The organism is Pseudomonas sp. LB3P81 (assembly GCF_054897965.1).
The window spans coordinates 2459911-2475229 of sequence record NZ_JBUBVG010000001.1; the positions used below are offsets into that span (position 1 = coordinate 2459911).

The 15319-nt window shown below is 60.3% G+C and carries 13 protein-coding genes and 4 pseudogenes; 10 read left to right on the forward strand and 7 right to left on the reverse strand.

Annotated elements, in window-relative coordinates; translation table 11 throughout:
• Nucleotides 1–68: 68 nt before the first annotated feature.
• The gene (mreB, locus tag ACYZTL_RS11445; RefSeq protein ID WP_002555108.1) at nt 69–1106 is read right to left on the reverse strand and encodes a rod shape-determining protein MreB; all 1038 of its coding nucleotides are present in this window, start codon (nt 1104–1106) and stop codon (nt 69–71) included.
• Between the two features lie 214 nt (nt 1107–1320).
• Between mreB and gatC the strand changes: the two genes are divergently transcribed.
• From gatC to ACYZTL_RS11475, 6 genes are all read left to right on the forward strand, one after another.
• A complete protein-coding gene (gatC, locus tag ACYZTL_RS11450) occupies nt 1321–1608 on the forward strand; it encodes an Asp-tRNA(Asn)/Glu-tRNA(Gln) amidotransferase subunit GatC (RefSeq protein ID WP_008026876.1) in 288 nt (95 codons plus the stop codon).
• Nucleotides 1609–1624: 16 nt separating this feature from the next.
• Nucleotides 1625–3076, forward strand: coding sequence for an Asp-tRNA(Asn)/Glu-tRNA(Gln) amidotransferase subunit GatA (gene gatA, locus ACYZTL_RS11455; protein ID WP_461951882.1), 1452 nt, complete (start codon nt 1625–1627; stop codon nt 3074–3076).
• A 10-nt stretch (nt 3077–3086) separates the two neighbouring features.
• Entirely contained in the window at nt 3087–4532 is a 1446-nt protein-coding gene (gene gatB / locus ACYZTL_RS11460) for an Asp-tRNA(Asn)/Glu-tRNA(Gln) amidotransferase subunit GatB (protein WP_461951883.1), read from the forward strand.
• 191 nt (nt 4533–4723) lie between these two features.
• The gene (locus ACYZTL_RS11465) at nt 4724–5095 is read left to right on the forward strand and encodes a septal ring lytic transglycosylase RlpA family protein (protein WP_461951884.1); all 372 of its coding nucleotides are present in this window, start codon (nt 4724–4726) and stop codon (nt 5093–5095) included.
• 50 nt (nt 5096–5145) lie between these two features.
• The gene (locus ACYZTL_RS11470; RefSeq protein WP_461954293.1) at nt 5146–6207 is read left to right on the forward strand and encodes a calcium/sodium antiporter; all 1062 of its coding nucleotides are present in this window, start codon (nt 5146–5148) and stop codon (nt 6205–6207) included.
• A complete protein-coding gene (locus tag ACYZTL_RS11475; RefSeq protein ID WP_461951885.1) occupies nt 6204–6584 on the forward strand; it encodes a carboxymuconolactone decarboxylase family protein in 381 nt (126 codons plus the stop codon). Before ACYZTL_RS11470 ends, ACYZTL_RS11475 begins: the two co-directional genes overlap by 4 nt.
• 85 nt (nt 6585–6669) lie before the next feature.
• Here the strand turns inward: ACYZTL_RS11475 and ACYZTL_RS11480 are convergent, their stop codons facing one another.
• On the reverse strand, nt 6670–7611 hold the full coding sequence (locus ACYZTL_RS11480) for an AEC family transporter (RefSeq protein WP_461951886.1): 942 nt from the start codon (nt 7609–7611) through the stop codon (nt 6670–6672).
• Nucleotides 7612–7790: 179 nt separating this feature from the next.
• Nucleotides 7791–8528 (reverse strand): annotated as a pseudogene (garD, locus tag ACYZTL_RS11485) (galactarate dehydratase); the annotation flags it as partial.
• On the opposite strand from garD, the pseudogene ACYZTL_RS11490 reads away from it, so the two are divergent.
• Both ACYZTL_RS11490 and ACYZTL_RS11495 read left to right on the forward strand, forming a co-directional pair.
• Nucleotides 8521–8874, forward strand: a pseudogene (locus ACYZTL_RS11490) (phospholipase); the annotation flags it as partial. The pseudogenes garD and ACYZTL_RS11490 overlap by 8 nt on opposite strands.
• 187 nt (nt 8875–9061) lie before the next feature.
• Nucleotides 9062–9436 carry a hypothetical protein gene (locus ACYZTL_RS11495; protein ID WP_461951887.1) on the forward strand — a complete coding sequence of 125 codons (375 nt, stop codon included), beginning with the start codon at nt 9062–9064 and terminating at the stop codon, nt 9434–9436.
• A gap of 4 nt (nt 9437–9440) precedes the next feature.
• Here the strand turns inward: ACYZTL_RS11495 and ACYZTL_RS11500 are convergent.
• The 4 genes and pseudogenes from ACYZTL_RS11500 to ACYZTL_RS11515 form a co-directional block, all read right to left on the reverse strand.
• Nucleotides 9441–9776, reverse strand: a pseudogene (locus tag ACYZTL_RS11500) (FadR/GntR family transcriptional regulator); the annotation flags it as partial.
• Between the two features lie 135 nt (nt 9777–9911).
• Complete coding sequence (locus tag ACYZTL_RS11505; RefSeq protein ID WP_461951888.1) at nt 9912–11639, reverse strand: ABC transporter ATP-binding protein/permease; 1728 nt, start codon at nt 11637–11639, stop codon at nt 9912–9914.
• Between the two features lie 97 nt (nt 11640–11736).
• Nucleotides 11737–12297, reverse strand: a complete 561-nt coding sequence (locus ACYZTL_RS11510) for a response regulator transcription factor (RefSeq protein WP_461951889.1) — start codon at nt 12295–12297, stop codon at nt 11737–11739.
• Nucleotides 12290–13552 carry an ATP-binding protein gene (locus tag ACYZTL_RS11515; RefSeq protein ID WP_461951890.1) on the reverse strand — a complete coding sequence of 421 codons (1263 nt, stop codon included), beginning with the start codon at nt 13550–13552 and terminating at the stop codon, nt 12290–12292. Before ACYZTL_RS11515 ends, ACYZTL_RS11510 begins: the two co-directional genes overlap by 8 nt.
• A 391-nt stretch (nt 13553–13943) precedes the next feature.
• Here ACYZTL_RS11515 and ACYZTL_RS11520 point away from each other — a divergent pair, with 391 nt between their 5' ends.
• Both ACYZTL_RS11520 and ACYZTL_RS11525 read left to right on the forward strand, forming a co-directional pair.
• Nucleotides 13944–14660, forward strand: coding sequence for an SIMPL domain-containing protein (locus ACYZTL_RS11520; RefSeq protein ID WP_461951891.1), 717 nt, complete (start codon nt 13944–13946; stop codon nt 14658–14660).
• Nucleotides 14661–14911: 251 nt separating this feature from the next.
• Nucleotides 14912–15090 (forward strand): annotated as a pseudogene (locus ACYZTL_RS11525) (ABC transporter substrate-binding protein); the annotation flags it as partial.
• Nucleotides 15091–15319 lie beyond the last annotated feature (229 nt).

Genomic DNA, 15319 nt, shown 5'->3' on the forward strand with positions numbered 1-15319 from the left:
TAAACGCCAACAGGCAGCACTGCAAAGTGCCGCCTGCGCGCTCAACAGCATAGATGCATCGGGCGAGATCACTCGCTCGACAGCAGGTCCATGGTGTGTTTATCCATCATTTCCAATGCACGGCCACCGCCGCGAGCAACGCAGGTCAGCGGGTCTTCGGCAACGATCACCGGCAGACCTGTTTCCTGGGCCAGCAACTTGTCGAGGTCGCGCAGCAAGGCGCCACCACCGGTCAGTACCAGACCACGCTCGGCGATATCGGAAGCCAGTTCCGGAGGCGATTGCTCCAGTGCACTTTTCACTGCCTGAACGATGGTGGCCAGGGACTCTTGCAGAGCTTCCAGCACTTCATTGGAGTTCAGGGTGAATGCGCGTGGAACGCCTTCGGCCAGGTTACGGCCACGAACGTCGACTTCACGAACTTCGCCGCCCGGGTAGGCCGTACCGATTTCCTGCTTGATGCGCTCGGCGGTGGATTCGCCGATCAGGCTGCCGTAGTTGCGACGCACGTAGGTGATGATCGCTTCGTCGAAGCGGTCGCCGCCAACCCGTACGGATTCGGCGTAAACCACACCGTTCAGGGAGATCAGCGCGATTTCAGTGGTACCACCACCGATATCGACGACCATCGAACCGCGGGCTTCTTCAACCGGCAGGCCGGCACCGATCGCAGCGGCCATTGGCTCTTCGATCAGGAACACTTCACGTGCGCCGGCACCAAGGGCCGATTCACGGATGGCTCGACGCTCAACCTGAGTGGATTTGCACGGAACGCAGATCAACACACGAGGGCTCGGCTGCAGGAAGCTGTTTTCGTGAACCTTGTTGATAAAGTATTGCAGCATCTTTTCGCAGACGCTGAAGTCGGCAATGACGCCGTCCTTCATCGGACGAATGGCCGCGATGTTACCCGGCGTACGGCCGAGCATGCGCTTGGCCTCGGTGCCGACAGCAACGACACTTTTCTGGTTACCGTGTGTCCGAATGGCCACAACCGATGGCTCATTCAGGACGATTCCGCGCTCGCGCACGTAAATAAGGGTGTTGGCAGTGCCCAGGTCAATGGAGAGATCGCTGGAAAACATGCCACGCAGTTTCTTGAACATGGGAAAGGGACCCTAGGCAACGCGTGGGTAAAAAAGTGCGGCAAACTCTAACAACGACAGGGATTTTGGGCAAGGCGCCAATATGTTAAATTGGCCGCTTTTCTGTGCACCAACCCCCACAATCGCGGCCTTATGACCGTAGAAATGCGGTAGTGTTCCGACAATCTAACACACGGATAGCCTCCGTTCTGTTTTCCTTCCACTGGAGAATCCCATGACGCTTGAACGCTCCGACGTGGAAAAAATCGCTCATCTGGCCTGTCTGGGCCTCAATGATGCCGATCTTCCACACATCACTTCGGCCCTGAACAGCATTCTGGGACTGGTCGACGAAATGCAGGCGGTCAATACCGACGGTATCGAGCCGCTCGCCCACCCACTGGAAGCCAGCCAGCGTCTGCGTGCAGACGTCGTGACCGAGACCAATCATCGCGAGGCCTATCAGTCCATCGCACCAGCGGTCGAAAACGGCCTGTACCTGGTTCCGAAAGTCATCGACTAAAGGGAAAGAGCCTGCAATGCATCAATTGACTCTGGCCGAGATCGCCCGCGGACTCGCCGATAAAAAGTTTTCTTCCGAAGAGCTGACCAAAACCCTGCTGGCGCGCATCGCCCAGCTCGATCCTCAGCTCAACAGCTTCATCAGCCTCACCGAAGAGCTGGCGCTCCAGCAGGCGAAAGCCGCTGACGCACGCCGGGCCAATGGTGAGAGCGGCGCCCTGCTCGGCGCGCCGATCGCCCACAAAGACCTGTTCTGCACCCAGGGCATCCGCACCAGCTGCGGCTCGAAGATGCTCGACAATTTCAAAGCACCGTACGACGCCACCGTGGTTGCCAAACTGGCGGCTGCCGGCGCTGTGACGCTGGGCAAGACCAACATGGACGAATTCGCCATGGGTTCGGCCAACGAGTCGAGCTATTACGGCGCGGTGAAAAACCCATGGAACCTGGAACACGTTCCGGGCGGCTCGTCCGGCGGTTCGGCGGCTGCGGTTGCTGCGCGACTGCTGCCGGCGGCGACCGGCACCGACACGGGCGGCTCGATCCGTCAGCCCGCAGCCCTGACCAACCTCACCGGCCTGAAACCGACGTACGGTCGCGTTTCGCGCTGGGGCATGATCGCTTACGCCTCCAGCCTCGATCAGGGCGGCCCCCTGGCCCGCACTGCCGAAGACTGCGCGATCCTGCTGCAAGGCATGGCGGGTTTCGACCCGCAGGACTCCACCAGCATCGACGAGCCGGTGCCTGATTACAGCGCCAGCCTCAACGGTTCGCTGCAAGGCCTGCGCATCGGTGTGCCGAAGGAATACTTCAGCGCTGGCCTGGACCCGCGTATCGCCGACCTGGTCATGGCCAGTGTCGAAGAGCTGAAAAAGCTCGGCGCCGTGATCAAGGAAATCAGCCTGCCGAACATGCAGCACGCGATTCCTGCGTACTACGTGATCGCCCCGGCAGAAGCCTCTTCCAACCTGTCGCGTTTCGATGGCGTGCGTTTCGGCCATCGCTGCGAAGACCCGAAAAACCTGGAAGACCTGTACAAGCGTTCCCGTGGCGAAGGTTTCGGCCCGGAAGTGCAGCGCCGGATCATGGTCGGTGCCTACGCGCTGTCGGCCGGTTACTACGACGCCTATTACCTGAAGGCGCAGAAGATTCGTCGCTTGATCAAGAACGACTTCATGACCGCCTTCAACGAGGTCGACATCATCCTCGGCCCGACCACGCCGAACCCGGCCTGGAAGCTCGGCGCCAAGAACAGCGACCCGGTCGCTGCCTATCTGGAAGACGTCTACACCATCACCGCCAACCTCGCCGGTCTGCCGGGCTTGTCCATGCCAGCCGGTTTTGTCGACGGTCTGCCGGTCGGCGTGCAATTGCTCGCCCCGTATTTCCAGGAAGGCCGCTTGCTCAACGTTGCGCACCAGTATCAGCTAAACACTGACTGGCACACCCGCACCCCAACCGGCTTCTGAGGAGAAACACATGCAATGGGAAGTCGTGATCGGGCTGGAGATTCACACCCAGCTCACCACCCGGTCGAAAATCTTTTCCGGCAGTTCCACCACTTTCGGTTCCGAGCCGAACACCCAGGCCAGCCTGGTTGACCTCGGCATGCCCGGCGTATTGCCGGTGCTGAACCAGGAAGCGGTGCGCATGGCGGTGATGTTCGGTCTGGCAATTGACGCCGAGATCGGCCAGCACAACGTGTTCGCCCGTAAAAACTATTTCTACCCGGACCTGCCGAAGGGCTACCAGATCAGCCAGATGGAGTTGCCGATCGTCGGCAAGGGCCACCTGGACATCGCGCTGGACGACGGCACGATCAAACGTGTCGGCGTGACCCGTGCGCACCTGGAAGAAGACGCCGGTAAAAGCCTGCACGAAGAGTTCAACGGCGCCACCGGCATCGACCTGAACCGTGCCGGCACACCGCTGCTGGAAATCGTCTCGGAGCCGGACATGCGCAGCGCCAAGGAAGCCGTGGCCTACGTCAAGACGATCCACGCGCTGGTGCGTTACCTGGGCATCTGCGACGGTAACATGGCCGAAGGTTCGCTGCGTTGCGACTGCAACGTGTCGATCCGTCCGAAGGGCCAGGTTGAATATGGCACCCGCTGCGAGATCAAGAACGTCAACTCGTTCCGCTTCATCGAGAAGGCGATCAACAGCGAAGTGCAGCGTCAGATCGAACTGATCGAAGACGGCGGCAAGGTGATCCAGCAGACCCGTCTGTACGATCCGAACAAGGACGAAACCCGTCCGATGCGCAGCAAAGAGGAAGCCAACGACTACCGTTACTTCCCGGATCCGGACCTGCTGCCGGTGGTCATCGAGGACTCGTTCCTCGAGGACGTGCGCGCAACACTGCCGGAATTACCTCCGCAGAAACGCGAGCGTTTCCAGGAGCAGTTCGGTCTGTCGGTCTACGACGCCAGCGTCCTGGCCACCAGCCGCGAGCAAGCCGATTACTTCGAGAAAGTCGTCAGCATCAGCGGCGACGCGAAACTGGCGGCGAACTGGGTGATGGTTGAACTGGGCAGCCTGTTGAACAAACAGGGCCTGGACATCGAGCAGTCGCCGGTCTCGGCCGAGCAACTGGGCGGCATGCTGTTGCGCATCAAGGACAACACCATCTCCGGCAAGATCGCCAAGGTGGTGTTTGAAGCCATGGCCAACGGCGAAGGCAGCGCGGACGAGATCATCGACAAGCGCGGTCTGAAGCAGGTTACCGACAGCGGCGCGATCTCGGCAGTGCTGGACGAAATGCTCGCGGCCAACGCCGAGCAGGTCGAACAATACCGCGCGGCAGACGAAGCCAAACGCGGCAAGATGTTCGGCTTCTTCGTCGGCCAGGCCATGAAAGCCTCCAAAGGCAAGGCCAACCCGCAACAGGTCAACGAACTGCTGAAAAGCAAGCTCGAAGGCTGATGAGAATGGAGCCAGCTCTGAACACTGGCTCAATTCCCTGTGGCGAGGGAGCTTGCTCCCGCTGGTCTGCGAAGCAGACCCAAATCGGCAAACGTATTCTTTCTGTAAGAATGCATCAGCCGATTTTGCGACCGCTTCGCGGCCGAGCGGGAGCAAGCTCCCTCGCCACATTTATTTTGGGAGCCTTTCAAATGAAGCGTTTGTTTAGTGTCTGCGCCCTGCTCTCTCTGCTGGCCGGTTGCGCCAGCACCGATGTTGTCGATCCACACGGCTACAACCAGACAGGCGTGGCGTCCTACTACGGCGCCAAACACCAGGGCAAACGCACCGCCAGTGGTGAACGTTTCAACAAGAATTCCCTGACCGCCGCCCACCGCCAGCTACCCTTTGGTACGCGGGTGAAGGTCACCAATCTGAAGAACGACAAGTCCTGCGTGGTGCGTATCAATGATCGCGGGCCGTACACTCGCGGGCGCCTGATCGACTTGTCTCATGAAGCCGCCGAGCAACTGGGCATGCTCAAAAGCGGCACCGCACGGGTTCGCGTGCAAGCCCTCGACTGACTGACGGAGCCCCAACCATTTTCGGACTCGCCGACATTCCCCTGCTCAGCCTGATTGAACTGCTCAGCGGCCTGGTTTTACTGATCGCCGGCGCCGAGCTGATGGTGCGCGCCGCCGTGCGCCTGGCCGCGCGACTGCACGTGCGGCCGCTGATCATTGGCCTGACCATCGTCGCCCTCGGCAGCAGCGCCCCGCAAATGGCGGTCAGCCTGCAAGCCACCCTGGCGCAGAACGCCGACATCGCCGTCGGCAGCGTGATTGGCAGCAGCATCTTCAACATTCTCGTCACCCTGGGGCTCTCGGCGCTGATCATCCCGCTGCGGGTTTCGCGGGAACTGGTGCGTCTGGATATTCCGTTGATGATTGGCGCCAGCCTGCTGGTGTTCGTTCTGGCATGGAATAAAGAACTGACCCGGGTTGATGGCGTGATGCTGCTGACGGCGCTGGCGCTGTACCTGGGCTTGTTGCTGCGACAGTCGCGGCACTCGGTCCGTCCGCAATCGACAACGCATGATGCTCCACAAGTGCCATGGTTCAGCAGCCTGTTGATGATCGTCGCCGGCCTCGCGATGCTGGTGTACGCCGGGCACTTGCTGTTGGGCGCCGCGGTGTCGGTCGCCACTGACCTGGGGCTGTCGGAAAGGATCATCGGCCTGACCATCGTCGCCGTCAGCACCTCCCTGCCGGAACTCGCCACTTCGTTGATCGCGGCCTTGCGTGGTCAGCGGGACATCGCCGTAGGCAACGTGATCGGCAGCAACCTGCTCAACCTTCTGGGCGTGCTGGGCGTTACCGCACTGATCGCGCCGTCACCGTTGTCGGTCTCGCCCAATGCGCTGGATTTCGACTTGCCGGTGATGCTCGGCGTCGCGGTGCTGTGCTTGCCGATGTTCTATTCCGGTTATCGGGTGACCCGCGCCGAAGGTCTGCTGTTTTTGGGTTTGTACCTGGCTTACGGTCTGCACGTGGTGTCGTTCACCACCGGCATGCCGCTGGCGGGCAAGCTTGAACACCTGATGCTGCTTTTCGTCCTGCCGGCGCTGGTGGCGTTTCTGTTGTTCACGTCGCTGCGCGCCTGGCGTCGCCAACACCACAAGAGGGAATTGCCATGACCGACCATAAAAAGCCCGGCGTTGAAGTCCGCCGCCAAGTGATGGGCGACGCCTTCGTCGACCGCGCGTTGGGCAATGCCACCGAGTTCACCCAGCCGTTGCAGGATTTCGTCAATGAACACGCCTGGGGCAGCGTGTGGAATCGCGAGGGCTTGCCGCTGAAAACCCGCAGCCTGATCACCCTCGCCGCGCTGACCGCGCTGAAGTGCCCGCAGGAATTGAAAGGTCACGTGCGCGGTGCGCTGAACAACGGCTGCACCGTGGAAGAGATTCGCGAGGCACTGTTGCATTGCGCGGTGTATGCCGGTGTGCCGGCGGCGATCGATGCGTTTCGGGCGGCGCAGGAAGTGATCGACACTTACCAGAAGCCCGTGTAGGAGCTGGCGCAGCCTGCGATCTTTTGATCTTTGCCACTGCCGAGCACGCCAAAATCAATCAAAAGATCGCAGCCTTCGGCAGCTCCTACATCCACCCGCCCCACTGCAACAAAAAGATCCCGATATTGGTGGTCACCGCCGCCATCAACGTAGTAATCACAATGATCGCCGCCGCCAGTTCATGATTGCCATTGGCCGCCCGGGCCATGACAAAACTCGCCGCCGCAGTCGGGCTGCCGAAGTACAGGAACAGAATCCCCAACTCCGCCCCGCGAAAACCCCATAGCCACGCGCCCAGCGTCGCCAGCACCGGCAGGCCGATCATCTTCACCAGGCTTGAACTCAACGCCATCGAGCCGCTCTTGCGCATTGCCGCCAGCGACAGCGTGCCGCCAATGCAGATCAACGCCAACGGCAACGTGGTTTGCGCCAGGTACTGACCGGACGTCTCGAGCCAGCCCGGCAAACCGATCTTGAAATACGCAAATGGCGCCGCCGCAAACACGCTGATGATCAACGGGTTAATCATCACGCTTTTGCAGATGCTCCACGGATCGGACTTGATCACCGGGCTGTACACCGCCAGCACAATGGTCGAGAGCGTGTTGTAAAACAGGATCACCAGCGCCGCGAGAATCGCCCCGAGGGAAATGCCGTAATCACCGTACATGCTCGCCGCCAGTGCAAGGCCGATCACGCCGTTGTTGCCGCGAAAGGCGCCCTGGGTGTAAATCCCGCGGTCTGCACGCGGACACTTCCAGATCGCCCAGCCCCAGGCGATGGCGAAACACACCAGCGTCGCAATCGAAAAATAGATCAGCAGCGCCGGTTGCAGCGCGGCGTGCAGGTCGGCATGCAGGATGCCCAGAAACAGCAACGCCGGCATGGTGACGTTGAACACCAGGGCCGACGCGGTGTGGATGAAATTGTCGTTGATCCAGTCGATGCGCTTGAGCAGCACACCCAGAAACAGCATGGCAAACACCGGCGCGGTGATGTTCAGGGTTTCGAGGAAGATTGCCAGCATGCCGGGAGTTACCTTGGGTGGGCGTCGTTAGGGGGCTAATGATAAGCCACCCAGGACGTTGGCGTCTGGTAGACCGATCCCAGAATGGCGAGGGAGCCTGCTCCCGCTGGGTCGCGAAGCGGCCCCAAAAATTGGGACTGCTACGCAGTCCAGCGGGAGCAAGCTCCCTCGCCACAGTCTTAGGTGATCGGCGCCGGGTTGAACAACGTGATGTCGTTATGCAGCTTGTGCCTCTCGGCCCACGTCTGCTTCTTGCCGCTCGCCACGTCCAGATAGAAGTGAAACAACTCCCACCCAAGATCCTCGATCGAAGCCCGCCCAGTCGCAATCCGCCCCGCATCGATGTCGATCAGGTCCGGCCAGCGCTGCGCCAGTTCAGTCCGGGTCGACACCTTCACCACCGGCGCCATCGCCAAACCATACGGCGTACCGCGCCCGGTGGTGAACACATGCAGGTTCATCCCCGCCGCCCGTTGCAACGTCCCGCAGACAAAATCACTGGCCGGGGTCGCGCAGAAAATCAGTCCTTTGCGCTTGAAGCGTTCGCCAGGACCCAGCACTCCGTTGATCGCGCTGCTGCCGGATTTGACGATCGACCCCAACGACGTCTCGACAATGTTCGACAACCCGCCCTTCTTGTTGCCCGGCGTGGTGTTGGCGCTGCGGTCCGCTTCGCCCTTGGCCAGGTAACGATCGTACCAGTCCATTTCCCGCACCAGTTCTTGAGCGACTTCCTCAGTTTCCGCGCGGGACGTCAGCAGGTAAATCGCGTCGCGCACTTCGGTGACTTCGGAAAACATCACCGTCGCGCCCGTGCGTAGCAACAGGTCCGAGGCGTAACCCAGCGCCGGGTTGGCGGTGATCCCGGAGAACGCATCACTGCCGCCGCACTGCATGCCGAGGATCAGCTCGGACGAGTGGAACAAGATCACCGGCGGCGGCAGTGTCGTCTCGGCCCTGTATCCATTGGGCCGCTACCTGAAACTGGCGGCCAACAACGCCGATCACTTCGCCGAATGGGCACTACTGGCCTACATCGCCGGGCACACGGCCGCATTGCAACAAGCGGTGATCGCCCATAACACTGGCGACGACAAGTCGATTGAACTGGCTTACGCGATGAACGCTTTCGCTGATCACTACCTGACCGACCTGTTTTCCGCTGGCCACCTGCGCGTGCCACGCAAACAATTGGCGGCGGTGGTCACGCCGAGTGATCTGGGCTCGTTGATTACCCGCTTCATGCACGACGAAGACAGCAAATCGCTCGTTCCTGACAAAAGGCTAAGCCCCGTCACGTTCGATACGCCCATGCGCATGGGCGTATCGACACTCACTGTCTGAAACGCCTGGTCATCATCATTTTCAGCGCACCCGCCAAAACGCTCGTACTGTGCGAAGCCCGTCGTGAATGAATCACGACCCACCTCGCACGGAGAGCGCCCCCCTCATGACACTTGCCCCGCCTATTCTTCCGCAGCTGGCTCTTCACGAATCCGAAGTGACGATCGTGAAGTTGTCGAGCCTGAATGACACGTTGAAAATTCTTGTACCCGATTCGGGTGATTTCGAGGCGAACTGGGATGTTTACCCGATACTCGGAGCCGATCCGGATTTGCCCGACTGGAAGGGTTGCAAAGCGCCGACCGGCGTCTGGGATGACGCCGTCGATGACATGGTCAAACTCAGTGGAATCGAGCTGCTCATCCCCAAAGCGGTGCTGGAGAAATACTCGGATTCAGCAGTCGACTTGCGCTACAAATTCGCTGATGAATCCAGTCTGGAACCGTATTCGGAGCGCCTGAAGCTCTACGTCGAAGCGTGATGATTCAGCGCTGCGCCTCGGCCTCTTCATGCGCGTGGCGCAACCGCTCGCGGCTGTTCGTCAAATGCAGGCGCATCGCTGCCCGCGCGGCATCGGAATCCTGCCGGGCAATCGCATCGTAGATTTCTTCGTGCTCACGGCTCAGACGGCTCATGTAGTGCTGCTGGTCATCATGGGCCAGGCGCGCCGAGTTGAGGCGCGTACGCGGAATGATACTGGCGCCCAGGTGGGTCATGATGTCGGTGAAATAGCGGTTGCCGGTCGACAGCGTGATTTGCAGGTGGAACTGGAAGTCCGAGGCCACGGCATCGCTGGCGTGGGCCGCGCTTTCGTTCAAGGCGGCTGTACGATCACCATCGCCTCTGTAGGAGTGAGCTTGCTCGCGATGGAGGCTAACGATAACGCGTGTTTTCTGAGTAAACGCGGCGCTTTCAAGTCCATCGCGAGCAAGCTCGCTCCTACAGGGTGAGTGGTGTTACGCGGTCACGGCCTGATCCACCAGATGTCCGTTTTCAATGCGCACATGCCGCGGGTGGAAACGCTTCAGACTGCTGCGATGCCCGACGCTGACGATGCTCAGCCCCGGGATTTCATCGATCAACGCCTGATACAGCGACGCCTCATCCTCCTCGTCCATCGCCGAGGTCGCTTCGTCCATGTACAGCCATTGCGGCGCATAAAGCAGCGCACGGGCAAAGGCCAGGCGTTGCTGTTCACCCGGCGAGAGCATGCGTTGCCAGTGATTTGCTTCATCCAGACGCGAAACCAGGTGCGGCAAACGACAGGTTTCCAGCACGTGAACGTAACGCTCGTGCGGATAGGTGTCGCCGGCCTGTGGATAACTCAGCACTTCGCGCAGCGTGCCAATCGGCAGGTAGGGTTTTTGCGGCAGGAACAGATAGCGCGCCGCTGGCAGACGAATGCTGCCGTGGCCCGCCGGCCACAGATGCCCCATCGCCCGTAGCAGCGTGGACTTGCCGCTGCCGGAACGGCCGCTGAGCATCACGCGCTCGCCCTCTTCCACGGTCATGTCGGCGCTAGTCAGCAAATGCCGACCGTCCGCCAGATCGAGGCCAAGGTTGTGCACCTTCAACGCATCACCTTGATTCTGCACGTCGATGGCCGGCGCACGCTCTTCGTTATCGGTCATGGCCTGACGGAAACTCAGCAAACGATCACAGGTGGCGCGCCACGCCGCGAGGTTCTGATACGCATTGATAAACCAGCTGAAACTCTCCTGCACATTGCCGAACGCCGAACTGATTTGCATCAGCTCACCGAGTTCGATCTTGCCAGCGAAATAACGTGGCGCGGCGACCATGAACGGAAAGACGATGGCGGCCTGGGAGTAACCTGCTGTGAAGAACGTCAGACGCTTGGACACCTTCATGATGTCCCAGAAGTTGTGCCAGACCAGCCCGAAGCGGTTGCTCAAGCGACGGTTTTCATTGGGCTCGCCGTTGTACAGCGCAATGCTCTCGGCATTTTCGCGAATCCGCACCATCGAGAAACGCAGGTCGGCTTCGAAGCGTTGTTGTTGATTGTTCAGGCCGATCAAACGGCGACCGATCAGATGCGTCAGCCAGCTACCGATCACGGCATAGACCAGCACACACCAGAACATATAGCCGGGAATGGTAAAACCGTACACATCGAGACTGCCCGACACGCCCCACAAAATGATCGAGAACGACACCAGGCTGACAACGTTGCGAAGTAAACCAATGCCCAATTCCAGGGTATTGGAGGTGAAATTGTTGAGGTCTTCTGAAATCCGTTGGTCCGGGTTATCGGTGTAACCGCCCTGCTCCAGCTGGTAGTAATTCTTGTTGCCAAGCCAGCGGGCGAAATGCTTTTCCGTGAGCCAGGCACGCCAGCGAATGGTCAGCATCTGGGTCAGATAGAGCCGGTACACGGCACCGATAATCGCCACCGCCGCAATCCCGCAGAAATACAGAATCAGCCGCCAGAACGCCTCTTCGTCCTTTTGCTGCAGAGCGTTGTAAAAATCCTTGTACCAGGTGTTGAACCACACCGAGATCCCCACGCTGATCAACGATAACGCAATCACCGCGATCAGCAGCGTCCAGGCCTTGACCTTCTCCTCGCTGCGCCAATAGGGCGTGATCATCGCCCAGACTTTGCGAAAAAACTGCCCGCGCACAGCATCGTTGACCGCGGAATATTCAGCGTTCTGATTCATGGATAAGGCTCGATAAAGAAAAGTACAGGCACGAACCGATCATAGATGATCGGTTCGGTTTGTCGCGAGGCGTGGCCGGCATTCGTTCAGCGCAGGTTCAGCGACGAACGGGGCGCTTCTGCAGTTTGCGCTGCAGCGTGCGGCGGTGCATGCCCAGGGCGCGGGCTGTGGCGGAGATGTTGCCTTCGTGTTCGGTCAGCACGCGCTGGATGTGTTCCCACTGCAGGCGGTCCACCGACATCGGGTTTTCCGGCACCAGGGAGTCGAGGTCGGCGTGCTCGGAGAGCAGCGCAGCAAGGACGTCATCGGCATCCGCCGGTTTGCACAGGTAGTTGCAGGCACCGCGCTTGATCGCCTCGACGGCGGTGGCAATGCTCGAATAACCGGTGAGGATCACCACGCGCATGTCCGGGTCGAGCTCGAGCAGTTTCGGCAACAACACCAGGCCCGAATCGCCGTCCATTTTCAGGTCCAGCGCGGCGTAATCCGGGATGTCGGCCTGGGCAATGGTCAGGCCCTCCTCGGCGGAACCGGCGGTGCTGACGCGAAAACCACGGCGGGACATGGCGCGCGCCATCACGCGGGTGAACGTGGCGTCGTCATCTACCAGCAGCAAATGCGGCAGTTCTTCGCCTTCGACTTGGATCTCGTCACTCATGTTCGTCTCCTCGGGCGACACGGGGCAGGCGCAGCTCGGTGAGCGTGCCGCCTTCCTCATGACTGTAGAGTTTCACTGAGCCGCCGGCGCGTGTCACGCTGGCTTTGCTCAAAAACAGGCCCAGGCCGAAACCTTTGCCCTTGGTGGTAAAAAACGGTTTGCCAATCTGTTCGGCAATGGCCAACGGCACACCGGCGCCGTGGTCGCGAATGCTGATGGTCAAGTCCTCGGCATTCCAGTCCAGCGTCACTTGCAGCCCTTCGGGGCACGCATCAGCGGCGTTGTTCAGCAAATTCAGCAGCGCCTGGGTCAGGTCCGGCGGCGGCGCCATGCGCGGCACGGTGCCCTGGCCCAGACGCTGGAAGCGGTAGCTGGCTTCCGGGCGCATCAGGTGCCAGCGGTTCAGCGCTTCGTCGAGCCAGTCGGTGACGTCCTGCATCTCCACCGCCAAACGGCGATTGGCTTCCGCCGCCCGAACCAGCTGCTGCAAGGTCTCTTTGCAGAGTTTGACCTGATCCTGCAGCACGCTGAGGTCGTCCTGCAACATCGGGTCGTGATGGTCCTGGCGCATTTCCTTGAGCAGCACGCTCATGGTCGCCAGCGGCGTGCCCAGTTCATGGGCGGCGCCGGCTGCCTGAGTCGCGACGGCCAGCAATTGCTGATCGCGCAGACCTTCTTCGCGACGGATGGCGCGCAGCTCTTCCTGACGGCGCAGCTCTTCAGCCATGCGCGCGGCGAAGAACGTAATCACCGCCGCGGCCAGGGCGAAACTCAGCCACATCCCATAAACCTGCAGGTTTTCCCGGGCAACCGGGAAGGTTTGCAGCGGATAGAAACGCGCCAGCAGCAAGGTGTACATCGTCAGCGCGATGCCCGACAGGATCACCGAATAACGCCATGGCAGCGTCACGGCGGCGATGGTCAGCGGCACCAGGTAATAAGAGACGAAAGGGTTGGTCGAGCCACCGGAGAAATACAGCAAGGCGCTGTGGATAAAAAGGTCGCAGGCCAGTTGCACGGCGTATTCGAGTTCTGTGACGGGCCATGAGGTGCGCAGGCGAATCGCCGTGAACGCGCACAGCAACATCGAGCAACCAAGGGTCGCGGCCAGTTGAAACCAGGGTAGCGGCAGCAAGTCGAGCCAGTAAGCCAGGCCCACGGAGCCGGCCTGGGCGGCCAGCACCAAGGTGCGGATGAATGTCAGCCGCCAGAGATTCTGGCGAGTGGCGGAAGTGATTTGAACGGGGGCGAGCATGAGCTCTCCTGATGAGCGCTCCAGGCGGATCGCACGGAGTATAACGAAGCGCGGGGGCTGGCAGGCAAAAGTGCGGCAAACGGCCACAGGTGCGTGTATGGGTGGAGGATGCCCCCTGTGGCGAGGGAGCTTGCTCCCGCCGGCCGATCCGCGCCCGGGCGCAGCAGACGCAACTCGGCTGACGCGTTTTACGTTATGAATCGCAGTGGCAGGTTTTGGGACTGCTTCGCAGTCCAGCGGGAGCAAGCTCCCTCGCCACAAAAGCCCTTCAGTGGATCACCTGTCCATCTGTATAGAAGTTGTAACTGTGCGAACCGGATCATCAAAGCTAGAGTCTGATGGTTTCACGCAGGCTCGGACTCAACCCCTGCGCATCGTCCAAGGAGTTTTCATGCACACTTTCCGCCGCAGCGCCGCCCTTCTCGCCCTCAGCGTTGGCACCGTCGCCAGCCTCCCGGCCGTGGCCGCCGACGAGCTGCATTACAACCAGATTTCCCTGCGTGCCGAAGTCAGTCAGGAAGTGGCCCGCGACCTGATGATCGTGACCCTCTACACCGAAGAACAAAACACCGACCCGGTCAAACTCGCCGCGGACGTCAGCACCACCATGAACAAGGCGCTGGCCCAGGCCAAGCAAGTCAAAGACATCACCCTGCGCCAAGGCAGCCGCAACAGCTACCCGATCTACGACACCAAGGGCCAGAAAATCACTGGCTGGCGTGAACGTGCCGAACTGCGCCTGGAAAGCTCCGACTTCGCCGCGCTGTCGAAGCTGACCGGCGAACTGCTCACCGACCTGAAAATGGGCGGCATGGACTTCGCCATCGCCACGCCAACCCGCAAGGCCAGCGAAGATGCGTTATTGAAAGATGCTGTAACGGCCTTCAAAGCCCGCGCGCAACTGGCCACCGATGCGCTGGGCGGCAAGGGTTACAAAATCGTTAACCTGAACCTCAACAGCAACGGTTACCCACAACCGTACATGCGCGGGCCGATGATGATGAAAGCGGCGAGCATGGATGCCGCGCCGGTGACGCCGGAAGTCGAGGCCGGCACCAGCCAGGTCAGCATGACAGCGGATGGGGCGATTGAAGTGTTGATGCCTTGATTCGATAGCCTGTACACAAAAACGGCGATCACCGAAGTGATCGCCGTTTTTTATTGCCTGAAAAAGTCAGAGGGACTGCCTGATTTGTGGTGATCGCACCGCTGCCTTCGCGAGCGGGCTCGCTCACACAGAGGGTCAGCGAACGTCTGAGAGAGATGGGTCGGCTGTCAGGCCGCCATCGCAGCGATGCGGCGACCCGACAAGCCAGCTCCCACAGGATCCGGGGCAACAGCGCAAATCTGGTCGGCTATCAGGCCGCCAAGGTGTCCACTGACAAACAGCCACGAGTCAAACTGTACAGACAGGCACAACAAATCCTTAAGCAACAAATACCTATCACGCCACTCGCCAACTCGACGGTGCTCCAGCCCGTCACCGGCGTCAGTCCATTCGGCCTCCCCCCTATTACATAGTGGGTATAAATAAGTAACACCACGCTCCAACGGAGTGCACCAAACATCCCAGGCCGCCCCCTGCCGGTGCACGGTTTGCACCGTAAAAACCCTGCGCAAACGGTCAAATGCGCGTCAATTTATACATATGCGACATTAAGGTACGTTCGTGCCACTGTTTAAGGCTTGTAGCCATTCAGGATCTTGCAATGGGTATGGCCCCTGCATAAGTATCCGCAGGCACGGCTCACGAGGTCGTCCTCAATT